This window comes from Rhodopseudomonas sp. P2A-2r (assembly GCF_026015985.1).
Taxonomy (GTDB): domain Bacteria; phylum Pseudomonadota; class Alphaproteobacteria; order Rhizobiales; family Xanthobacteraceae; genus Tardiphaga.
In genome coordinates, this window is the sequence record NZ_CP110389.1 from 684,572 (window position 1) to 708,030 (window position 23,459).

Annotated in this window: 17 protein-coding genes, 1 tRNA gene and 1 pseudogene; 17 read left to right on the forward strand and 2 right to left on the reverse strand. The window is 62.2% G+C overall.

Annotation, left to right across the window (positions count from 1 at the left end; genetic code table 11):
* Positions 1-154 precede the first annotated feature (154 nt).
* From ONR75_RS03240 to ONR75_RS03260, 5 genes are all read left to right on the forward strand, one after another.
* Positions 155-1,183 carry an IS110 family transposase gene (locus tag ONR75_RS03240; protein WP_265081357.1) on the forward strand — a complete coding sequence of 343 codons (1,029 nt, stop codon included), beginning with the start codon at positions 155-157 and terminating at the stop codon, positions 1,181-1,183.
* Positions 1,184-1,834: 651 nt separating this feature from the next.
* Positions 1,835-3,946 carry a BTAD domain-containing putative transcriptional regulator gene (locus ONR75_RS03245; RefSeq protein ID WP_265081358.1) on the forward strand — a complete coding sequence of 704 codons (2,112 nt, stop codon included), beginning with the start codon at positions 1,835-1,837 and terminating at the stop codon, positions 3,944-3,946.
* A gap of 164 nt (positions 3,947-4,110) precedes the next feature.
* Positions 4,111-5,124, forward strand: coding sequence for a helix-turn-helix transcriptional regulator (locus tag ONR75_RS03250; protein ID WP_265081359.1), 1,014 nt, complete (start codon positions 4,111-4,113; stop codon positions 5,122-5,124).
* A gap of 252 nt (positions 5,125-5,376) precedes the next feature.
* A tRNA-Met gene (locus ONR75_RS03255) sits at positions 5,377-5,455 on the forward strand.
* Between the two features lie 249 nt (positions 5,456-5,704).
* Complete coding sequence (locus ONR75_RS03260) at positions 5,705-7,396, forward strand: methyl-accepting chemotaxis protein (protein ID WP_265081360.1); 1,692 nt, start codon at positions 5,705-5,707, stop codon at positions 7,394-7,396.
* Positions 7,397-8,118: 722 nt separating this feature from the next.
* Here ONR75_RS03260 and ONR75_RS03265 read toward each other — a convergent pair.
* Positions 8,119-9,828, reverse strand: coding sequence for a substrate-binding domain-containing protein (locus ONR75_RS03265; protein ID WP_265081361.1), 1,710 nt, complete (start codon positions 9,826-9,828; stop codon positions 8,119-8,121).
* 308 nt (positions 9,829-10,136) lie between these two features.
* Here ONR75_RS03265 and ONR75_RS03270 point away from each other — a divergent pair, with 308 nt between their 5' ends.
* From ONR75_RS03270 to ONR75_RS03320, 12 genes and pseudogenes are all read left to right on the forward strand, one after another.
* The gene (locus ONR75_RS03270; RefSeq protein WP_265081362.1) at positions 10,137-11,312 is read left to right on the forward strand and encodes a histidine kinase dimerization/phosphoacceptor domain -containing protein; all 1,176 of its coding nucleotides are present in this window, start codon (positions 10,137-10,139) and stop codon (positions 11,310-11,312) included.
* Positions 11,313-11,329: 17 nt separating this feature from the next.
* Positions 11,330-12,277: pseudogene (locus tag ONR75_RS32690) on the forward strand (response regulator); the annotation flags it as partial.
* Between the two features lie 320 nt (positions 12,278-12,597).
* Complete coding sequence (locus ONR75_RS32695; RefSeq protein WP_413776485.1) at positions 12,598-12,822, forward strand: ATP-binding protein; 225 nt, start codon at positions 12,598-12,600, stop codon at positions 12,820-12,822.
* Positions 12,823-12,899: 77 nt separating this feature from the next.
* Positions 12,900-13,460 (forward strand): response regulator transcription factor, encoded by a 561-nt coding sequence (locus ONR75_RS03280; protein WP_265083517.1) that lies wholly within the window; start codon positions 12,900-12,902, stop codon positions 13,458-13,460.
* Between the two features lie 270 nt (positions 13,461-13,730).
* Positions 13,731-14,378: a hydrolase gene (locus ONR75_RS03285; RefSeq protein WP_265081364.1), complete on the forward strand. Its 648-nt coding sequence runs from the start codon at positions 13,731-13,733 to the stop codon at positions 14,376-14,378.
* A gap of 22 nt (positions 14,379-14,400) precedes the next feature.
* Complete coding sequence (locus ONR75_RS03290) at positions 14,401-14,670, forward strand: XapX domain-containing protein (RefSeq protein ID WP_265081365.1); 270 nt, start codon at positions 14,401-14,403, stop codon at positions 14,668-14,670.
* 51 nt (positions 14,671-14,721) lie between these two features.
* Entirely contained in the window at positions 14,722-16,611 is a 1,890-nt protein-coding gene (locus tag ONR75_RS03295) for an amidohydrolase (RefSeq protein ID WP_265081366.1), read from the forward strand.
* A complete protein-coding gene (locus tag ONR75_RS03300; protein ID WP_265083518.1) occupies positions 16,611-17,036 on the forward strand; it encodes a DoxX family protein in 426 nt (141 codons plus the stop codon). Before ONR75_RS03295 ends, ONR75_RS03300 begins: the two co-directional genes overlap by 1 nt.
* Entirely contained in the window at positions 17,033-18,673 is a 1,641-nt protein-coding gene (locus tag ONR75_RS03305; RefSeq protein WP_265081367.1) for an MFS transporter, read from the forward strand. The genes ONR75_RS03300 and ONR75_RS03305 overlap by 4 nt, the downstream gene beginning before the upstream one ends.
* Positions 18,674-18,686: 13 nt before the next feature.
* A complete protein-coding gene (locus ONR75_RS03310) occupies positions 18,687-19,586 on the forward strand; it encodes a glyoxalase (RefSeq protein ID WP_265081368.1) in 900 nt (299 codons plus the stop codon).
* Positions 19,587-19,611: 25 nt separating this feature from the next.
* Entirely contained in the window at positions 19,612-20,985 is a 1,374-nt protein-coding gene (locus ONR75_RS03315) for an alginate export family protein (RefSeq protein ID WP_265083519.1), read from the forward strand.
* 138 nt (positions 20,986-21,123) lie between these two features.
* The gene (locus ONR75_RS03320; protein ID WP_265081369.1) at positions 21,124-22,362 is read left to right on the forward strand and encodes an MFS transporter; all 1,239 of its coding nucleotides are present in this window, start codon (positions 21,124-21,126) and stop codon (positions 22,360-22,362) included.
* Here ONR75_RS03320 and ONR75_RS03325 read toward each other — a convergent pair.
* Positions 22,350-23,300: a helix-turn-helix domain-containing protein gene (locus tag ONR75_RS03325; RefSeq protein WP_265081370.1), complete on the reverse strand. Its 951-nt coding sequence runs from the start codon at positions 23,298-23,300 to the stop codon at positions 22,350-22,352. The two genes, ONR75_RS03320 and ONR75_RS03325, sit on opposite strands and share 13 nt — an antisense overlap.
* Positions 23,301-23,459: the final 159 nt, after the last annotated feature.

Genomic DNA, 23,459 nt, shown 5'->3' on the forward strand with positions numbered 1-23,459 from the left:
TGGAGTCACAGTTTCGCTTCCGTCCCAGCAAGCAGTCTTAGAGGCCGTCCTATTATGGATGGCCCTAAAATTCTCGGAGGTGCGGTCAGCGCTCGTGGCACGAAAGATCCGTTAGCATCGAGCCCTCGCAATCAACCGATTCGGAGGAACCGTCATGAAGCAATACGTCGGTCTGGATGTCTCGCAAAGAGAAACCGCAGTGTGCGTGGTCAGCGAAACTGGCCAATTAATCTTCGAGGGAAAGGCTAAGTCAGATCCCGGCGCTCTGACTGACCTGCTTCGTAAACATGCGCCACTGGCGGAGCGCATTGGTTTTGAGACCGGCGCGATGTCAAGCTGGCTTTGGCACGAACTTCGTAGGGTCGATCTACCTGTCGTTTGCATCGATGCGCGGCATGCACACGCGGCACTGTCGGTACGTATGAACAAGAGTGATCAAAATGACGCTCGAGGTCTTGCCGAACTGGTACGGGTCGGTTGGTATCGAGAAGTGAAAATTAAGAGCGAGGAAAGTCAAAAGGTCCGCGCGATACTCGTCGCGCGATCCCGTCTCGTATCCATGCGCCGGGACATTGAGAACCAAGTCCGCAGTCTGATCAAGGAATATGGATTGCTATTCCCTCGCGCCATCGGCCAACAGTTCCGCAATCAGGTCAGCGAGCTACTCGGCAACGATCACCAGCTTCTCAGCGTGACCGCGCCGCTCCTGTCGATTCATGAGCATATCTGTCAGCAGCAGAGCAAGTTTGACGATGAGGTCCGCCGATTGGCGAAGTCAGACGAGACGACGCGGCGCCTGATGACAGTTCCAGGCGTCGGAGTGGTGACGGCCCTCACGTTCCGCCATACGATCGACGATCCGTCCCGCTTCCGATCGGCCTCTACGGTCGGCGCCTATCTCGGCCTTACGCCTCGGCGCAACCAATCTGGAGAAACCGATACGAGCGGCAAGATATCGCGATGGGGCGACCGTCTTCTCCGAACCTACCTGTTCGAGGCGGCGACTGTCCTGCTTTATCGGACCAAAAAATGGTCCTCCCTCAAGGTCTGGGGAATGAAGCTCGCAAAGCGGATAGGTATGAAGAAGGCGAAGGTCGCTATTGCCAGAAAGATCGCCGTCATCCTTCACTGCATTTGGGTGGATGGCACCTCATTCGACTGGGGCCATGCAACCCCGGCCTAAAGGCATCCTGAAGTTTCTGGCCTGGTCCGCCGGGCTGGCGATGTCCCGCTGGGACGGTGGTCGCGGTGACCTCGGTCAATCGGCTGGTGGCGGCTTGTCCGTACTCCGCTGTACACGTTGAGGCACCCGCCCCGGACATCATCATGAGGCGCCTGGCGACCTCGGAAAGGACCATGACCCTGGCGATGGCATCAAAGCTACCGCGCTAAGATTGTTCGGCAAACGAAAATCCAACGCTGACCGGCTATCGTATCGCCGGCCGCTCTCGCCCCATCTCCACAACCCCATCCAGTTTCGATGGGGCGACCGCTACCGCTTTGCTGAGCGCGGCCATACGGGTGCTTGACAACAGCCCGCAATTAAAGGGCCGATTGACACTGCCGTTCGTCGCCCGGCCGCCGCTATCGTCGCGGGAGAAGATGGAATGTCGGTGGGATCCGATGCTGGCAACTGCATCTCTATTCTCGCGAGTTACGCCTGAAACGAGCGAGCGGGCGACTGCGGTTTCGTCCCCCAAATGGGGTATCTCGCGTTGAAATCGGGGATTGATGCCGATAAGCTCTTGCAGGCGTCTGTTTCAAAAAGCTTTTTGCCGCGATCTTGCCTCGGCCAACTCGGATCAGGCGCGCAACAGAGATATCCGGGTTTGGAATGCCAGATCAGTTTTCTGATGCCGAAGGCGAACATCCCGATGCAGCCAACGCGCTGGAACTGAGAGTCCTCGGTGGCTTCGAGATCATTGATCTGGAGTCCGGTAACGGACTTTCGATCCCCTCGAAGAAGGCGCGCGCGCTCCTCGCCATCCTATCGACCGCGCCAAAACTGTCCGCCTCGCGGTCGCGTCTGGCGGCACTGCTGTGGAGCGACAGCGCCGAAGAACAGGCCCGGCAAAGCCTGCGGCAGTTGCTTAGCAATTTGCGCCGGGGCCCGCCGTCCACGGCGAACCTGGTGCTGTTCGACGAGTCGGCAGTTCGCCTCAACGAAGCCATCCTGCGGATCGACGTGCAAACGCTTCTCCGCCAGGCCGTGACGGCCGACATACCGGCGTTGCTGGAGGCGGCCGTGACCTACAGGGGACCGTTCGGCCAGAGCATGGAAGCCGGCGATTCGGAGTTCGACGGCTGGCTCAGGGCCGAACGAGAGACGATCGACCAGCAGGCGGTGGCGCTGCTGGACCGGTTGGTCCGCGAACTGGCGCGCGAAGAGCGACATCCGGAAGCCCTCGCGCATGCCGCGACACTGCTGGCCATCAGTCCACTGCGCGAGGAAACCCACCGTCTGATCATTGCGCAGGAAGCGATTGTCTCCGGCCGGGCGTGCGCAATGCAGCGCTTCGAAGCCTTCCGCATCATGTTGCGCGACGAACTGGCGGTTCGTCCGGAGCCGGCCACCCTTCGCCTGATCGATCAGTTGCGGAATTTGTCGTCGCATCCGCCGCCATCGGCGACCCCGGCAGATGCGGCGGCGCCGGCATCTTTGTCGCGTTCCCGTAACAGGTTTCGCGGTGGCGCCGCAATGCTGGCCGCCGGTTGCACGGCGGCGGCCACCTTGGCGCTGATCATGTTTTATCTCACCCGGGCACAGGAATCTGTTGGCGACGCCAAGGAGCGCGTCCTGGTCGCACTGCTGCCCTTCGAGGGAGCCGTGGGCGACAATGCGCCGAAGGCTTTGAAGGAGACGCTCAGCCGCGAAGCGACGCTGGCCTTCTCGCGCAACAATCGTGTGACGCTGATCGATGTCTCCGATGGGCGAACGGGCCGGGCGCGCTATCTCGTCAAAACCTATTTGACCTCGCAGGCAGCTAAAAGCCGTGCCGACGTCGATCTGGTCGCCTCCGACACGGGAAATCTGGTCTGGTCGGCATCGTTTCCCGTGGATGACGGGCCGCCGACCAAGTTCGCGCGTGAACTGTATGGGTCTGTTTTCTCGGAGATTGTGCTGCGCCAGGCCCGGCTCGCAGCGGCCGGCGACCCCTCGTCGGTGGCGGGGATGCTTTGGCGTGCCCGCGCCGCCCAGTTGCAGACCCGACTGGGTTACGACGATCCGACAGCGGTCGAGCTCTACAAGGCCGTTCTGGCCCTGGAACCCCACAATACGATCGCGCTGCTCGGCCTGTCCGATTGCCTGATCCTGCGCGTTGCGCGCAATCAAAGTACCGACCGGCCCGCCGATATCGCCCAGGCCCGCGAACTGCTGATCCGGGTCAAGCCGATGGTGCCCAACTCCTCGGATATCGCCTTCAAGGAAGGCATGCTCAGCAAGTTGCAGGGACAGTTCGAGCAAGCCTCCATCAGCTTCGAGAACGCCATGCGGCTAGACCCTGCTCATTGGAACGCCGCTGCCCAATATGCCCATGTGATGATTTTCCTTGGGCGTATCGAGGAGGGGTTTGCGCTGATGCAGCAAGCGGCCGGCAACCTGCTGCCCGACCTGGGCGCCGCCGAGACCGCTTACATCGCTGGGGAGACGGCCTTGGCCGCGGGGCACAATGACGACGCGGTGCGCTACCTCGGCATGGCGGTTAGCGGCAACCCGACGGTGGGCCGGATCCACGCACTGCAGGCGGCTGCTCTGCAGCTTTCCGGCCGCAACGATCTGGCGCGGGACGCCGCCGAACAGGCACGCCTTCTCAGCCCGCAATACACCCCCGAGGTGATGGCGCAGCGTGGCGGCCGCAATGCCAACCTGCGCTATATCGAGGCACGCCAACGCATGGTCGAGGGTTTTCGCGCGGCCCGCATGGCCAGCGCCCCGACGCGCTAAAAGGCGTCCATTTGCCGTCGAGAGGCGCGCTGACGGCCGTTTGACGTTTGCTTGACGCGGGCTTTCCTAGCCTTGCGGGCATGACCTTGCCCAAGATCTCCTTTGAACACGCCTCCCAGGCGCTGCTGGACGCCGCCGTCGATCCCGCCCGGTGGCCGACGGCCATGGACCTGCTCGCCCAATATTCCGGATCGTCCGGCACCGTGCTGCTGCCGGTGAAGGGCCGCGGACCGGGCTGCCCGCACTCGGCGTCGCTTGCCGAGGGCATGGAGGTATATTTCCGCGACGGCTGGGATCTGCGCGATGAACGCATCCGCGGCCTGCCTCTGGTTCGCTCGCGCGGCATTTTCGTCGACCAGGATTTTGCCAGCCCGCACGAGATGGCGACCTCCGACTACTACCGTGGCTTTCTCGCGAAATTCGACGCAAACTGGTCGGCCGTGGTCGGCTTCGCCGATCCCGACAATGAATGGTGCCTGGTGTTCGAGCGCGGCGACCGTCAGGGCTTCTTCGACGAACGGGAGCAGGCCGACCTCGTCCGGTTTTCCGGTCGCCTCAGCGAGGCCGCGGCGCTATCTCGCAGCCTTGCCGACGCGCATGCCGCCGGCGCGATGAACGCCTATCAATCGATCGGCTGCGCCAGTTTTCTCATCGACGGTCTCGGGCAGGTCTTTCGTTACAATCAGGACGCCGAGCGGTTGCTCGGCAACGGGCTGGAACTTTCGCACGGCAGGCTTCGCGCCAGCCATCCGCCCAGCCACTCGGCACTGGGCGAACTGATGGCATCGCGGATCGGCTCCCGCTCCGGCGACCGGCACAGTGACCGGATCGCGGTGATCCATCGCGCGGCCAAGCGACCGCTGATCGTTCGGGCGATTGGCTTGAGCGGGCTGGCCGCCTCGGTGTTCTCGTCGGCTTCAGCCATCCTGCTTGTCTCCGATATGGAGGCACGTAGCCGACCGACGCCCCTCGAGGAACTGACAACGGCATTTGCACTGACCACGACCGAAGCCAGGCTCGTCTCGATGCTTGAGCGCGAGCTTCCGCTCTCGAAAGTGGCGGCCCGGATGAACATAGCGTTCGAGACCGCCAGAACGCATCTCAAGCGGATATTGGCCAAGACCCAAACCACGCGCCAGCAGGACCTCTTGATGCTGCTGCACCGCCTGCGGCCTTGATCACGTGCTCAGAGCTACTCCGATCTGAGCGGGTTGTCCGCGCATCGCTGCGAAGCCGGGATAGGGTGAGCAAAGCTAGCCGCCGGCGCGTCCGGTGGTCCCCGTGAGCGCTATTTCACCGACATGCGCGCCAATCTAAGCGGAGAAGGTTCGACCCCAGGTGCTCTCGCTCCGCCACTTATTCCGTCTATGATATTGATAATATTTAAAAAATGATCGTCTGATGTAGATCGGTCCCCAAACTGATCCCCAGCGGGCGCGCTTTGTTTTATCGAGGAGACGCTCTCAGGCTCATAACCTGAAGGTCATAGGTTCAAATCCTATCCCCGCAACCAAACGAAAAATTATCCCGATGTTTCAATAGGATAACAGCTTCATTCCGACGGGGCCATGCCGGAACTTTCTTTGAAATATTATCAGCACAATGTTCCTCATGCCCTTCGTTAATCTTTATCCCGTACCCCAGACATGATTGCGATGCGGATTCGATAGAACGCTGCCTACATTTTCTCTATTTCCAGAGCAGCCGATCTTGCTGACGTCTTCGCCCCGTTATCTTTAGGACTCGGGACATATTTCAATGCTCGCCAGCTTTTCCATTCGCAGCAAGATCACCATTGTCATTGCATTTCTACTTGTGGCGATGACGGGCATGGGCGTGCTTGCCGTCAGCAAGATGCAAGACATCAACGCCAGGGCGGTGGACATCCAGAGCAACTGGCTGCCGAGCGTGCGTGCGCTCGGCGAACTGCGCTCGGGCGTCATCTCCTACCGCAGCGTGATCCGGGCGCATCTACTGGCGGAGACGCTCGAGGAAAAGCTGTCGAGGGAGAAGGCGCTGGAAGGCGTCGTGGAGCGTAACGCCAAGATCCGCGCCACCTACGAGCCGATGATCACGTCGCCAGAAGAGCGCTCGATATACCAGGAGTGGGCTGCAAGCTGGACCGAGTATCAGCAGGGCGCCCAGCAGGTGATGGCCCTTTCGCGCGCCAGTGTGGGCAAGCTTCCGGTTGAAGCCAACGCGATGGTCGCAAAGACGCTCGGCCCGATCGGGACCAAATCGGAAGAGCTTCTCGACAAGGATATCGCTTTGAACGACAAAGGCGCGATCGCGGCCGGTGCGGAAGCCACCGACACCTACCGCGCCGCCTTTACGTTGCTGTCGATCATCCTCGGCGTCGCCGCCGTGCTCGGCATCGGTGTCGGCATTTATCTCGTCCGCGACGTGTCCTCGGGCATTGCCTCGATCGTCAAGCCGATGCAGGCGCTCGGCGCCGGCGATCTCACGGCCGTGGTCCCGCATCAGGGCATGAAGACAGAAATCGGCTCGATGGGCGACGCGCTCCAAGTGTTCAAGCAGGCGCTGATCGACAAAAAGGCGGCGGACGAGGCCGCGATGGTCGATGCCGAAGCCAAGATCGAGCGCGGCCGACGCGTCGACAGCATCACCAGCGATTTCGAAGCGATGATTGGCGAGATCGTCGACACGGTGTCGTCGGCTTCGACCGAACTGGAAGCTTCTGCCGGGACGCTGACCGCGACCGCCGAGCGCTCGCAGGAATTGACAACAGCCGTCGCGGCAGCTTCGGAAGAAGCCTCGACCAATGTACAGTCGGTAGCCTCGGCGACCGAAGAGATGGCCTCGACGGTAAACGAGATCAGCCGGCAGGTGCAGGAATCTGCGACGATCGCAAGCCAAGCCGTCGAGCAGGCGCGCAAGACCAACGATCGTGTCGGAGAACTCGCGAAGGCTGCAGCGCGGATCGGTGACGTCGTTGAACTAATCAACACCATCGCGGGCCAGACCAACCTGCTGGCGCTCAACGCGACCATTGAAGCCGCGCGTGCCGGCGAGGCGGGCCGCGGCTTCGCCGTCGTGGCGTCGGAAGTGAAGGCACTAGCCGAGCAGACCGCGAAAGCCACCGGCGAGATCAGCGCCCAAATATCCGGCATCCAGGCGGCGACGCAGGAGTCGGTCAGCGCGATTCAGGAGATCGGTACCACAATCGGCCGGATGTCGGAGATCTCCTCGACGATTGCCTCTGCGGTAGAAGAGCAAGGTGCCGCGACGCAGGAGATTTCCCGCAACGTTCAGCAGGCCGCACAAGGCACGATGCAGGTCAGCGCGAACATCACCGACGTGCAGCGCGGTGCTTCCGAGACCGGTTCGGCTTCGTCGCAGGTGCTGTCGGCAGCACAGTCGCTATCCTCCGACAGCAACCGGCTGAAGATGGAAGTCGGCAAGTTTCTGGATGCAGTTAGGGCAGCGTGATGCGGTCCCAAACTGAAAACATGCAACATTCGGCCTGCAGTTGCAGCTGAACGGGCGGGACCGGGGTGGCGAGTTCACGTTCGAGCAGGTCAAAACCTAATGCAGCAATCAGCACTGCGCCAGCCGCGGAAACCTGGCTGCCGGCTGATCATCCTTTGATAAAGCAGGAATTCGTTCCTTTCACGTCAATAGCCTATCTGACTCAACCGCGGAAAATCGCTGACGCCATCGGCTTACGCCGGCTGGAAAAGAATGGCGACTCTAAGAAAACCTCGGCTCCTCACAGCGATCCAGGCTGAAAATACATCCTGGAACGAACGGTGATCATGAGGGGCGGCAAAATTGGGGGTGTTTGTTGCGGGCCCCCGCAACCAAACATCTTATTGATCTAAATGGATAAAATGACAATTCCGCCCTCATGGGCGGCTTTTTCATTTTGAGGAATCGCCACCAAGTCGCCACCGTGCGCCAATTGGTTATGGCGTCTTCGAAACCTTTCGGTATCCGACGATGCAATTGAGGCGATGTTAAACGAGCTCGCTGTTGAGCTGGGCGCTGCGCTCGGCCAAGAGCGCATGTATGTCACGTTTACTGATCGAACATGGATATTGGACGCAGGCGAACGTTCGAACTAGGCCGTGAACCCATAAATCTGCTGGGCGAGAGGCTTGACAGAGCGTTCTATAACGCAGTTGAACCCACAAAGAGCCAAAGCCGCCACGTTAGCCGGGCTCCATTCCGTGTTGCTTGATAACTGACGCGGCATCGGGCGCGGTAATCGACTTCACCAGCGCCATGGCAGCCCCGATTTGCTTTGTACCATTTGAAATGCCCGCTGAGTAGATTGTAACTTTTTGTACGTCAGCTGGCAGCGGACCCAAATAATCCACACCCGGCTCATGGATCAGTTCGCTAATTTGCTGAAAACCAATTTCGGCGTCTCCGCTGGCAATTAGTGTTCCGATACGAACACCTGACGGAGTTTCCTTCAACTTGGGCTTGACGGCATCCGAAATTCCCATCTGGGCGATGAGGCTCACCAGATAGACACCGCTGGCACCCGTCGAGTAGAGGTCCCGCGCCTGCGCCAGATGGCTCGATCCCGCGCTGGTCAATCCGCTCGTCATGCAGAAGCGCGCGGCGGTCTCATGGGCAAACGCTTCGATCTGCAGGTAACTGTGCTCGCGCGCGAGATCGATCGCCTGCTGGTACAGCCGCAGGGCGTCGAATGACCGCCCATTGATTCCGGCGAGTTCGCCTTCGAGCAGCGCCGAGCGATGCGCGAAGTTGGCGGGGCATTGCATCGCGAGGATGGCGAGTTCGGCGCTGTGGGTGCGAATCTCGTCGAGTTGATCGGGGGTGACGCTTGCCGTTGCGCACAGAGCGGCCTTGGCGAGCCCGGCATGGAAATGATACTCGACCAGTTCGAGATGCCCGCCGGACGTCCAGACCAGCGGCGCTGCCTTCTGTGCCGCGGATACCGCCTCATCGAAATCACCGCCGATCAAGCGCAGCTGCAGTTTGCGGATCCAGTACCAGCAGGCTGCGATCGACAGTTCCGGATTGGCATCGAGGTAGGCCTCGTAGTTCGACTCGTGGAAATCTTGGTCGTCGAATGCGGGAAAGTGTTGCGTCAAGCCGCGCAATGCGCGGGTGAGGCGGAGCTGTGTTGCGACAATCTCGACAATCAGGCCGAATTTCGCCGTGGTGACGAATGTCAGCTTCGTCTCGGCTTCCTGCTGCGTCGCCGCCAGCGGCTGGCCACGGAACAGCAGGCTGCTGATCATCGTACAGCTGCTGAAGCCGGCATAGGTCAGGTCGCCGCGTTCGTTCGCCGTCTGGAAGGCTTCGCGCAGCAGGGCGTCACCCTGCGCGACCGGCAGGCTGTAGGGCATGACGTGGTAGGCAAAAGCCATCTGGACGCGCGGCTGAAGGAGATCGAGCCCGGTGTCGCTGGACAGGCGAAAGCCGAGTTGTCCAAATTCGTATCCGGCAGCCCACGCGCCGAATCGCGGCCCGAGCACCATGCCAAGATACACGTAGCCCAAGCTCAAAGCATCGCTGTTGCCAAAGGTACGGCTGATGGTCGCCATCCGGCACAGCACGAGGCAGACGAGGTTGTTGTCGGTAAAGAACGCCGGCGGCAGCACCGCCGTCAGCACATCCAGAATGATGCGCTGCAGGGGATCCGAGATGACAGGCATAGCGATCCGATCGTCGATCGATTCCAATTCGATCTCCTGCAAGATCGGCTCGTATTCCAGCAAGATTGCGGCTTGGTCGGGATGTGGCACCCAGTTGATGCCCACCTTTTCGAGGAAGGTGAGGCACTCACCGACGGCGCGGTCGAGCTGACCCGCCGCGGTCAGAAGCGTGATCTGCAGCCAGGTGACGGTGCTGCGTTCGGCGAGCGTGATGTCGCGCGCGGCCAACGCAGGGACCCCGGAGTGCAGATCACGGCGAGGCATGTCCTCTCTGTGGCCGGCGACGGACCGGCTACGTCGATTCATCTATCCGATTTTACTGAATTGCGACAATGCTGACTTTTGTACAAGACCGCCAAATCGGCCGACGCCAAGTTCCCACGCTTGTGGTGGTCGTGCAGGCATCCGCTCCAGAGCCGACGACGGCGCGCCGGTGCGGACAAAGCAGGGCGCCAATGGCCTGCATTCATTGATTTTCTTCTGCAATAGATTGGCGCCAGGCATGATCGATGCCTTTCATGACCTGACTGCGTGACATGACGTCCACCCGAGCGCCTGAATTGTGGAACGATCGCGACCGCGTTGCGGCCCTGCACCGCTACGAGATTCTCGACTCGGCATCCGAGGCTGATTTCTTCGACTTCGTGCAAATCGCTTCCGACATCTGCAGCACGCCGATTGCCGCGATCAATTTGATCGACGGCCACAGGCACTGGACGCTCACCGGTGTCGGACATGGCGCTCAGGAACTGCCTCTCAATCACTCGATCTGCGCGCAGGCGATCCTTCAAAAGGATATTTTCGTCGTCGCCGACCTGTCGTCTGACCACCGATTTCACGACAATCCGCTCGTGCTGGATGATCCGAAGCTGCGGTTCTACGCCAGCGCGCTGCTGGAGACGCCGACGGGCCTGCCGATCGGCACGGTCTGCGTCCTCGATCACGTGGCGCGGCCGGAGGGCCTTTCCGTTCGCCAGCGCTTCACGCTGCAGGCGCTCGCCCGGCAGATCATGACGCAGCTCGAATTGCGGCGCGCGATGCTCGATATCACCCACGGTAACGCGACGCGGGATCGGCTGCAGGCGTCGTTGAATGAAAAGGAAGTGCTGCTCAAGGAAGTCCATCACCGCGTCAAAAACAATCTGCAACTGATCAGCAGCCTGTTGAACCTTCAGGCGTCGCGCATTGCCGATCCTGCCATGGCCTCGCTTCTCATCGACAGCCGCGACCGGGTGCGGTCGATGGCCATGGTGCATGAAAATCTCTATCGTGCCGGCAATTTCGCCGAGGTCGCGATGCAGACGCACATCGAGAGCCTGTGCGCGCATCTGCATCGCGCTTACGGCCTTTCCAGGATCGACATCGCCGCCGAGAGTGATGACGTCACCCTTGACCTCAACCGCGCGGTGTCGTGCGGGCTGATCGTCAACGAACTCGTGTCCAACGCGCTGAAGCACGCATTTCCAGGGGACCGCAGCGGCCGCATCACCGTGACTTTCAGCCGCACGCGCGATGGCGCCTACCGTCTCGCGGTGCGCGACGACGGTGTCGGGATGCCCGATGCCATCGACGTTGCCGATACGTCATCGCTCGGACTGCAACTGGTCCGCGACCTCGTGGAACAACTCGACGGCGCGTTGTCGGTCGATCGAAGCGTGGGGGCCAGTTTCGTGCTGACATTCCCCAACCATCCGCCCGCGGTGGCGCAATGATGAATCCGGCCCGGATCATGATTGTCGAAGATGATCGCATTGTCGCGCGCGACATCCGCGAGCAACTGACGCGCACCGGACATTCGGTCACCGCCGTCACCTCGCGCGGCGAGGCGGCGGTCGATCTCGCCATCAGTACGCAGCCCGATCTCGTGCTGATGGACATTCGCCTCGAAGGCGAGGTCGACGGCATCGAGGCGGCGAAGCAGATCTGGGCCCGATGCGGCGTCCCGGTGGTTTTCCTCACTGCCTATGCCGATGACGAGACGGTCCGTCGCGCCAGCCAAGCGGAGCCGTTCGGCTATCTGCTGAAGCCATTCGAGGATCTTCAGCTCCGCACCGCGATCGAGATGGCGCTGTACAAGCACCGCGCCGATCGGAGGCTGCGCGAGAGCGAGCGGCGCTATGAGGCGACGCTGTCGAGCATCGGCGATGGCGTTATCGCTACCGACGAGAAGGGCCAGGTGACCTTCAGCAATCCTGTTGCCGAAGCTATGACCGGATGGACGAGGGATGCTGCCATCGGCTTGCCGCTGGCGTCGGTCTACCTCGTCATGGATGTGGACAAGCGCCCGGTGCGGGAAACGCCGATCGCGCGCGCGCTCGCGTCATCGCTGGTCTGCAAGACCGCCGATCGGGCGATCCTGATCTCGCGCGACGGGCAGCAATTTCCGATCGACGAGAAATGCGCGCCGATTATCGGCGATTCCGGCAGCGTCAGCGGTGCCGTGCTGGTGTTTTCGGACACGTCGGACCGCCGCAGGGCCGCTAGCACGCTGCAGGCAGCGCAGGCGAATCTGGCGCGGATGTCGCGGGTGACGACGATGGGACAGATGACGGCGTCCATCGCCCACGAGGTCAACCAGCCTTTGATGGCCGTCGTCATGAATGCCGAAGCTTGCTTGAAGTGGATGGACGGCGCGCACAGGGACGTCGGCGAAGCGCGCGCCGCCGCCGAGCGGGCTATTTCGGAGGCGCACCGCGCGGCCAAAATCATCGAGCGCATTCGCGCGATTGCCCGCAACACGCCGGTGACGTTTGAGACCGTCGATCTCAACGAGATTATCGAGGGCATCCTCACGATCGTGCAGCCGGAATTCCGCCATCAGGAGATTGCGGTCGATATCGAATTGCAGCCGGGTCCGTTGCTGGTCGTAGGCGACCGGATCCAGTTGCAGCAGGTGATGCTGAACCTGCTCTCCAACGCCACGGACGCTATCAACGGATGCGCTGCACCGAACCGACGCGCCATCATTCGATCGTGGACTGGAACGTCCGGGGAAATATGGTGGCCGTGGAGGACACCGGAGCGGGCATCGCGTCAGATTGTGTCGACCAGATTTTCGAGCCATTCTTCACCACCAAACAGGCCGGCATCGGTATGGGTCTGTCGATCTGCCGTTCGATCGTCGAGGCCCACGGCGGTGAATTGCGCGTCGAGCCGCGAACGCCGCAGGGCACGCGGTGCCTGTTTTCGTTGCCGCCGGGCGAACCGCAGGGAAGCGTGTGACCGATACTCCAAAAACACAGGCAGCTCTCATCGCGGTGATCGACGATGACCAGGGCGTGCGCGACGCGCTCGACGGCATGCTGCGTTCGGTCGGGTTGCAGGTTGTGTCGTTCGCCTCGACCCAGGATTACCTCGACGAGGAAACGCTCGATGGCTACGGCTGCATCATTCTCGACGTGCGGCTGCCGGGACGCAGCGGCCTCGATTTTCAGGATGATTTGACAAAGCTCAATGTCACGACGCCGGTGATCATCATCAGCGGGCACGCGGATGTGCCGATGTCGGTGCGTGCCATGAAAGCCGGCGCGGTCGAGTTCCTGACGAAGCCGGTGCGCGCGCAGGATTTGCTCGATGCCGTTGATGCCGCGCTCGCGCAGGATCGCGCGGCTCGCATCCAGGCGCGACGGGCCGCCAGCCTCAACCGAGATTTCGACACGCTAACCAACCGCGAACGCGAGGTATTTGAACACGTCGCCTGCGGTCTGATGAACAAGCAAATCGCCGCGGTACTCGGGTTGAGCGAAGCAACGGTCAAGCTTCATCGCGGTTCAGTGATGCGCAAGATGCGTGCCGGCTCCATTGCTGATCTCGTCCGCATGGCCGATCGACTCGGTTACGGAAAGACGCTGGACGACTAGACCAAAGGCTAGCTGTTCTCCACCATTGGCAAAGCGCCGCGCGCTTTCGACGCGCGGCGATGTGGCGTCGCGAAGACGCGCTCATCATCCAAAAATCGGACTTACAGACAAGACCGCAGCCGCCCCGTCGGTTCAAATCCGCACGAGCGAAATGCCTCGGCTGGACGCGCCGGCGCAACAAGGCTTCGCCGTCAAAAATGTAACGCCAAGCGGCGCTGCGGCAATCATGCCGATAGCCTACGCCGCCGCGCATCTCACGGAGAATTTCAAATGTCCATTCTGGAAATGCTGACCCCACAGAACAGCGCGATCGCGCTGATCGATTATCAGCCCGCAATGTTTCAGGGCGTTCAGTCGCATGATCGTCTTGTCACCGTGAACAATGTGCAGATTCTCGCGAAAGCCGCAAAACTCTTCAATATCCCGACCGTGCTGACGACCGTCGCGCGCGATTCGTTCTCGGGTCCGTTCATGCCGGAGGTGACATCGCTGTTTCCGGACCATGATGTCATTGATCGCACGTCAATGAATTCCTGGCTCGATCCGAACTTCCGCAAGGCAGTCGCCGCCACCGGCCGCAAGAAGTTCGTGATTGCCGGTCTCTGGACCGAGGCCTGCGTGATCTTCCCGACGCTGGACATGCTGCGTGAAGGTTTCGAGATCTACATCGCGGCCGATGCCTGCGGCGATCTTTCGCCGGAAGCCCATGAACGCGCGATGCAGCGCGCCGTCCAGGCCGGCGCCGTGCCGATCACGTCATCGCAGTACGCTTATGAACTGCAGCAGGACTGGGCTCGCAGCGAAACCTACGAAGGCATGATGGATATCCAGCGTGCGCACTCGCCGTACGGCATCCAGATCCGCTTTTCCAAGTGGGCACTGGGCGAGCATGCCTCCGAAGGCGGCCCGGCCAAGTAACCCATCAGACAGGATTCACCACATGAGAGCGCATCTGATCTCCCTCGGCGCTGGCCTGCTGGTCGGCATCATCTACAGCCTGATCAACGTGCGCTCTCCAGCGCCGCCGGTGGTGGCGCTGGTCGGACTGCTCGGCATTCTCGTCGGCGAGCAGATACCGCCGATGGTGCGCAGCCTCTGGCAAAAGGAGCCGGTGGTCCAGTCCTGGCTCGGCCAGGTCAAGCCGCACATGTTCGGTCATTTGCCCAAGGGCCGCGCACCAGGCGCCGCGCCACCGCCGGCCGAAGGCTGACATCCAGATATCATCTCACAATGACGGTTCGCGCCGCGTTCAGGAGCTTCCATGACCGATTTGCAGCACCCCGACCTCATTCTTCACCAAGGCCTCTTCACGACGCTGGACCGGTCTAATCCCGTCGCCAGCGCGGTGGCAATCAAGGATGGCCGCTTCACCAGTGTCGGCCACGACAACGAGATCGTGCCGCTCGCAGGGCCGAACACGAAGATAATAGATCTCAAGGGCCGGCGCGCGCTGCCCGGCCTGATCGACAACCATCTGCACATCATCCGCGGCGGGTTGAACTTCAACATGGAGCTACGCTGGGATGGCGTGCGCAGCCTGTCCGATGCGATGAGCATGCTGAAGCGGCAGGTTGCCGTGACGCCGCCGCCGCAATGGGTGCGTGTCGTCGGTGGTTTCACCGAACACCAGTTCGTCGAAAAGCGGCTGCCGACTATCGAGGAACTGAACGCCGTGGCGCCGGACACGCCGGTGTTCCTGCTGCATCTCTACGACCGCGCGCTGCTCAATGGCGCTGCGCTGCGCGCCGTCGGCTATACCCGCGACACGCCGGCACCGATCGGCGGCGAAATCGTGCGCGATGCCAACGGCAATCCGAACGGCCTGCTGCTGGCCAAGCCAAACGCTGCGATCCTCTACGCGACACTGGCGAAGGGGCCGAAACTTCCGTTCGACTATCAGGTCAATTCCACGCGCCACTTTATGCGCGAACTGAATCGGCTTGGCGTCACCGGCGCGATCGATGCCGGCGGCGGCTTCCAGAGTTATCCCGAAGACTACGCCGTCATCCAAAAATTGCATGACGAGGACCAGCTCACCATCCGCCTCGCCTACAACCTGTTCACCCAGAAGCCGAAGGGCGAAAAGGACGACTTCCTGAACTGGACCAAGACCTCCAAGTACAAGCAGGGGGACGACTACTTCCGCCACAACGGCGCCGGCGAGATGCTGGTGTTCTCCGCCGCCGACTTCGAGGATTTTCGCCAGCCGCGTCCGGACATGGAGCCGGAGATGGAGGGCGAGCTGGAAGGCGTGGTCCGCATTCTCGCTGAGAACCGCTGGCCGTGGCGGCTGCATGCTACCTATGACGAGACGATCAGTCGCGCGCTCGACGTGTTCGAACGTGTCAACCAGGACATTCCGCTGGAAGGCCTGAACTGGTTCTTCGACCATGCAGAAACGATCTCGGACCAGTCCATCGACCGCATCGCCGCACTCGGCGGCGGCATCGCCGTGCAGCATCGCATGGCCTATCAGGGCGAGTATTTCGTTGAGCGCTACGGCCATGGCGCGGCCGAAGCCACGCCGCCGGTGAAGAAGATGCTCGACAAGGGCGTCAAGGTATCCGCCGGCACCGATGCCACGCGCGTGGCGTCGTACAATCCGTGGGTGTCGCTGTCCTGGCTGGTCACCGGCCGCACAGTCGGCGGCATGCAGCTTTATCCGCAGCGTAACTGCCTCGACCGCGAGACCGCGTTGCGGATGTGGACCGAAAACGTTACGTGGTTTTCCAACGAGGAAGGCAAGAAGGGTCGTATCCAGGCCGGGCAGCTCGCGGATATCGTGGTGCCGGATCGCGATTTCTTCTCCTGTTCGGAAAACGAGATCGCCGACATCAGCGCGCAGCTCACCATCGTCGGCGGCCGCGTCGTCTACGGGGCCGGTGACTTCAAACGTTTCGACGACAATGCGCCGCCGCCGGCGATGCCGGACTGGTCGCCGGTGCGGACCTTCGGCGGCTACGGCGCCTGGGCCGAGCCCGACGCCAACAAGCAGCCCGCGCTGGCACGCAAGATGGCGATGAGCTGCGGCTGCGCCAACCAGTGCGGCGTCCATGGCCACGATCACGCTACGGCATGGTCGAGCAAGCTGCCGATCAGCGACCTTAAGGGCTTCTGGGGCGCGCTGGGTTGCGCTTGCTGGGCGGTCTGATGCTGGCGGATCTCGTTCGCCCCGTGGCCGGCGCAGCTCTGGTGCGCTGGCTGGCGCTGCTCGCGTTGTGCGCAGCCTATCTGCAGGGCGGGTTGGTGAAGGCGTTCGACTTTCCGGGCGCGATTGCCGAGATGGAGCACTTTAGCGTTTCGCCCGCCGCGCCGATGGCGGCCGTCACCATCGCGCTTGAACTTGGCGCTTCGCTACTGATCCTCACCGGCATCTACCGCTGGCTCGGCGCGCTGTCGCTGGCCGGCTTCACGCTGTTCGCTACGTTCCTGGCAAATCGCTTCTGGGAATTCGCGCCGCCCGAACGCTTCATATCGATGAACGGCTTCTTCGAACATATCGGCCTGTGCGGCGGCTTCCTGCTGGTCGCGTGGTATGACCTCAACGAAGATCATTCCGAAAGGTCATCCGCATGAGCGAGCCTGTCGCCGCCAAGCAGCCCGGGCCGACCAGCGCCTTCGCGCCGTTCCGCCAGTCCGTGTTCGCGGTCATCTGGGCTGCGACCGTGCTCGGCAATACCGGTAGCTTCATGCGCGATGTCGCCAGCTCCTGGCTGGTGACCGACCTCTCCGCCTCGCCGGCCGCGGTATCGATGATCCAGGCCGCCGCCACGCTGCCGATCTTCCTGTTCGCGATTCCCGCCGGGGTGCTGTCCGACATCCTCGACCGCCGCAGATTCCTGATCGGCATCCAGCTGCTGCTCGCGGCTGTCAGCGCGACGCTGATGGTGCTGTCGCATAGCGGGTTGTTGACGGTCAGCCTGCTGATTGGCCTGACCTTTGTCGGCGGCATCGGCGCAGCGATGGCCGGGCCGAGCTGGCAGGCGATCGTGCCCGAGCTGGTGCCGAAGAGGGATTTGAAAAGCGCGGTGGCGCTGAACTCTCTCGGCATCAACATTGCCCGCTCGATCGGGCCGGCCGCCGGCGGCATTCTGCTCGCGGCCTTTGGCGCGGCCGTCGCCTATAGCGCCGATATTTTCAGCGACCTCGTTGTGATGTGCGCGCTGCTGTGGTGGCCGCGCGCGCCGGCGGCGAAGGATGTGCTTTCCGAAAAATTCTTCGGCGCCTTTCGCGCCGGCCTGCGCTACACGCGCTCCAGCCGCGAACTGCACCTCATCTTGTTCCGCGCCGCGATCTTTTTCGCTTTTGCCAGCGCAGTCTGGGCGTTGTTGCCGCTGGTTGCCAAGAACCTGCTCGGCGGCGATGCGAGCTTTTATGGCGTGCTGCTCGGCGCGGTCGGCGCCGGGGCGATCGGCGGCGCGCTGACGTTGCCGCGGCTGCGGGCGCGCTTCGATTCCGACAACCTGCTACTGATGTCGGCGATCGTCACCGCGCTGGTCATGGCGGTGCTGGCGCTGGCGCCGCCGAAGCCTCTGGCGATCGCCGCGCTGCTGCTGCTCGGCGCGGCCTGGATCGCCGCGTTGACCACGTTCAGCGGCGCCGCGCAGGCGGTGCTGCCGAACTGGGTGCGCGGCCGTGGCCTTGCGGTCTATCTGATGGTTTTCAACGGTGCGATGGCTGCCGGCAGCCTCGGCTGGGGCGCGTTGGCCAGCGTGCTGGGGGTGCCGGCCACGTTGCTGGCCAGCGGTTGCGGGCTGGTGATGGTGGCGCTGCTGCTCCACCGCATCAAGCTGCCCGCCGGCGAGGTCGACCTGACGCCGTCGAACCACTGGCCGGAGCCGCTGACCTCCGAGCCGGTCGAGCATGACCGTGGCCCGGTGCTTATCCTGGTCGAGTACCGCGTCGCGCGCGGCGACCGCAGCAAGTTCTTCGCCTGCCTGACGCGGCTGTCAGACGCCCGCCGCCGCAATGGCGCCTATGGCTGGGGCATTACCGAGGATGCCGCCGATCCCGAGAAGATCGTCGAATGGTTCATGGTCGAATCCTGGGCTGAGCATCTGCGCCAACATCACCGCGTCTCCAATGCCGATGCCGACGTGCAGCGCGAGACCGTCCAGTTTCATGTCGGCCAGGAAGGACCCGTGGTCCGCCACTTCCTGACGCTCGATCTGCAAAATCCCGGGCAAATGCCCGAGCCGCTCCACGAACACTGACAGGAATTCTGCCATGCGCCTGCTTCAACTCACCGCCGCTCTCGCGCTGTTTGCTGCGTCAGCCACGCCGCAGCCCGGCTGGTCGCGCGATGCTGCGCCGAAGGACTTCGCCGTTGGCGCGCAGTACGACACGACGCACGTTTATGTCGCGCCGGACGAGGTCGATAAATTCGTCGAGAGTTTTCTCTCCACCTTTGGTGGCAAGAGCACCAAGCAGGTTGTTGTTACCGTCACGCCGACGCCGAGCAGCACCAGTTCGCAGCTCCTGCTGACGCCGGCCGGGTCGGTCTCGGTGTTCGGATTCAAGACGCCGATTCCCTATCCTTTCGGCCATGAACGCACCGGCTATCTCGTCACCGACCTCGACGCCGCTGTGCGCGCGGCGGAGCGCGCGGGCGCCGCGCTTCTGGTGAAAACGTTTCCGGATCCGATCGGACGCGACGCAATTGTGCAATGGCCCGGCGGCATCAACATGCAACTGTACTGGCACACGGCCAAGCCGTCCTATGATGCTCTGCAGACCATTCCCGAAAATCGCGTCTATGTTCCCGCAGGGCGCGCATCGGATTTCGTGAAGAGCTTTGTCCGATTTTCGAAAGGCACCGTCGTGTCGGATAATGCCAAGGCCCCGGGCATCGAGATCGGCCGGCCGAACGACTCCTACCGTCGCATTCGCATCACGTCAAAATTCGGGGCTATGACCGTGCTGGTCACGGATGGTGTCCTCCCATATCCCTACGGTCATGAGACCACGGGCTACGAGGTTCCTAACCTGGATGACACGCTGACAAAGGCGAAGTCTGCCGGCGCGGCTTTGCTGGTCGATCCCTATGTCGCTGACGCGCGCCGTTCGGCTGTCGTGAAATTTCCGGGCGGCTATGTCGCCGAAATCCATTCCGCTGCGGGAAAGTAGCGCCGTGGCGAAGGGCGTGACATGGATGTTGCTCGCGGCGGTCGCGTCTGCCGGCCTTGCGAATCCCGTCCATGCGGCTGACGCCGAGCGTCCGAAGATCATGTCGAACCGCTGGCAGGAAGACTGGTCGGTGCTCGCCAATCCGGCGCTGCGAGCGCAGCCGCTCGACGAACTGAAATACATCCCGTTCTATGTCACCGATCCGAAAAGCTACGTGTCACTCGGTGCCACGTTGCGCGAGCGCTTCGAGACCAACACCGCGCCGGGTTTTGGGATGGGGAAGACGCCCGGCGATACCTGGCTTATCCAGCGGCTGCAGGTCCATGCCGACATCCGGCCGAACGACAGCTGGCAGTTTTTCGTCCAGCTCGAGGACGCCCGCGCCTTCGACAAGGCAGACATCTCCCCGGCCGACCAGAACCCGCTCGACCTCTGCCTTGCCTTTGTCGCTTATACCGCCGCGCTGGGCGACGGCACTTTCAAGGCGCGCGTTGGCCGTCAGGATTTTGCCTTCGATCTGCAGCGCTTCGTCTCGTCGCGAGATGGGCCGAATGTGCGGCAATCCTTCGACGCGCTATGGGCCGACTGGGAAACCGGGCTATGGCGCTTCATCGGATTCGTCAGCCAACCGGTGCAATATCGCTTCGCAGATGTGTTCGACGATTACTCCAGTGATGCCTTCCGTTTCAGCACGCTGCGCGTCGAGCGCAAGGTGCTCGGCAACAACGAGCTGTCTGGCTATTACTCGCTCTATCAGCGCAGGACGGCGCAGTATCTCGACGCGTCCGGCGAAGAGACTCGGCACATTTTCGACGTCCGCTTCGCCGGCGCGATGAACGGATTCGACTGGGATCTCGAGGCGATGGGGCAGACTGGCGAGGTCGGCGCCAAGGAGATTGGCGCCTGGGCGCTTGGCGGCCGCACCGGTTACACGCTGTCGAACGTCGCGTGGACGCCGCGCCTCGGGCTGCAGGCGGATGCGGGCTCCGGCGACAAGCATCCCGGCGACGGCCTGCTCGGCACTTTCAATCCGCTATTTCCCAATGGCTATTATTTCTCGCTGGGCGGCTACACCAGCTACGCCAATCTGATCCACCTCAAGCCGACGCTGACCGTGAAGCCCGCCGACCGGCTGACGGTCACCGCTGGCGTCGGTTTCCAGTGGCGGCAGACGGTGGCCGATGCCGTCTATGTCCAGCCCAACATTGCGGTTGCCGGCACCGCCGGTAGAGGCGATCGCTGGACCGGGATGTATTCGCAGCTTCGCGTCGACTACGCCTTCAATGCCAACCTCACCGGCGCATTGGAAGCCGTGCACTATGCCGTCGGCGACACCATCCGCGACGCGGGCGGGCACGACAGCAACTATCTCGGCCTCGAGCTGAAATATGGCTGGTAGTGCCGAGGTGGCATTGTGCCGATCCCGCACAGTGTGCCCTACTGAGCTCCGATAGGGAGAATTCGAAGGGCGTCCGTGACAAAACCGAGAACAACGGCAGCCGGCATCATCGTGCTGGCGCTGTGCGCGGCCTATGCCGTGGCCTTCATCGACCGGGCGCTGATCGGCGTCGCCGGGGCGCCAATCAAGCACGACTTCGGGCTCAGCGACACGCAGTTCGGCCTGATGCACGGCATGGCCTTCGTCGCGTTGTACTGCCTTTGCGGAATCCCGATGGGATGGATCGCGGACTGTGTCGACCGGCGGCTGATGATTGCGGCCGCGCTGCTGTTCTGGTCCGTCATGACCGCCATCTGCGGTCTTGCGGGTTCGTTTTCGCAATTCTTCATGGCGCGGATCGGTGTCGGTCTTGGCGAGGCCGTCCTTGTTCCCGCCGGCATGTCGCTGCTGTCCAGCGTCGTTTCCCGACACAGGATGGCCAGATCCGTTGCCATCTTCCTGATGGGAGCCGCGCTCGGTAGTTCAATCGCACTTCTCGGCGGCGGCTTTCTGCTCAATCACTTCAGTGCGGCCAATCCGCTGCAAGGTCAGTATGAGCCCTGGCAGTTGCTGTTCCTGATTGCCTGCGTGCCGGGCCTGGTCCTCGCCGTCGTCTTCGCGCTGATTCGCGAGCCGCCTCGCATTCGATCCGAGGCCGATCCCGCGCGTTTCTCGTCCAGCGTTGTGGACGCACTGAGCCATCTCGGGCAATTCAAGAAGGCTTACGGATTTCTGACGGCCGCGACGGCTTGCAGCGTTTTGCTGGCGCAAGCGCAGGCGGCGTGGGTGCCGCTGCTCTATGTCCGGAAGTTCGGCCTGTCCGCTGGGGACAGCGCGATCTGGCTGGGAATCATGTTCGTGATCTCCGCCCCGATCGGACAATGGGTGGGAGGTCTGCTGATCGATTGGCTGTACGCGAGGAAGGTCCCGGCACCATCGAACGTCGTTTTGGCGTCGTGCGCGATCGCCGCCATCCTTCCGGCTTATGTGTTCTGTTCAAGCGACCAATTGTGGACGTCCCGGGCGGCCTACGTCCTGTTCAATTTCCTGGTGTTCGCAGCAACGCCGGCGGGCCTCACGGGCTGGCAGCAATTGACGCCAAAACGCATGGCCGGATTGACCATCGCGATCCTGGTGTCAGTAGTAACGTTGGTCGGTGTGGATATCGGGCCGGCATTGGTCGGCTGGCTGATTGACAGGGTGTTCCAAAGCGAAGCGGCTATCGGCTACGCGCTGTTCCTCGTCATCGCTGTTACGGCGGTACTGTGCTGCGCGTTCTCGATCAGTGGGCGAAAAGCCTATTCGGAAGCCCTCGCGCGCGATCTTCAGGAGACCTGATGCGTGCTTTGCCAGGAGGAATTGCCGGGCGGCACGTTGTGGGTGCGCCGCCATGCGGCAGGGCTGTTTCCAAAATGCCGCGTGAAATGCCGCGTCAAATGGCTCTGATCGGCGAAGCCGCAAATCAGCGCAATCTCGGCGATCGCCAGCGATGATTCCAGCAGCATCGCGCTGGCCTTCTGCAGCCGGTGCGCCTGCAGCCATTTGTACGGCGTCAGGCCCGTCGTGCGTGCGAATGCGCCGATGAAATAACCGCGCGACTGGCCACACAGCTTTGCGACATCGGCGAGCGATATGTCTCCAGACAGATGAGCGGCAAGGCATTCTTTGGCCCGGCGCTCCTGCGTCAGCGACAGGCGCGCCCGGTTTGTGCGTAGCCGACCTGGCAGCAGATCTCCATAACGACCGGCCAGATGCGCGAGAACGGCGGTGGAAACGTGATCGGTGAACAATGCCGAGAACTCGTGCGGATTCTCGAAAGCGGGCAACATCGCCTGCACGAGGCTTGTGATGACCGGATCCTGCACGCCCGGCTGACAGGTGAGGTTCCTGACACGTCCGCCCGACTCACTCGCAAATTCGTTGAGCACACCGCGCGGGATGTGAAACGCGACCGATTCGTGCTCGCAAGCGATCCTGGCGGAATACTCCGCTTCGAGATTCACGATGCGCATCGAATTGGCTGCGTAAGGCTGCGCCAGCACGCGCTTGCCGCGGCTCCATAACTCATGATGCTTGAGTTCGGTGAGATAGACCGCCGCGATGAACGTGTCTTCGGCGGGGACGCGCGGCGTCATGCCGATGCTGTCCGGGCCGCAGGTGATCCGCGCGATGCCTATCTGCGATTTCTGCGCCGTGCGCGCCACGATGAGCGGCGCGTTGGTGAGCCCCAGACTGTGAGGGATCGAGTCCCCGAACCTCCGCCGCGCATTCGTCACCTGCGCCACTCCCGTCATTGGGCCTGCAATGTATTTCTTATCACTAGGCGCGCGCGCGGACCGGCGGAAGACCCATATCGGCATTCCTGTAATGCGGAGGCGCACGAATCCATGTCCGCGATCCGTCGAAGCCGTCAACGGCGGGTATCAATCGGTATT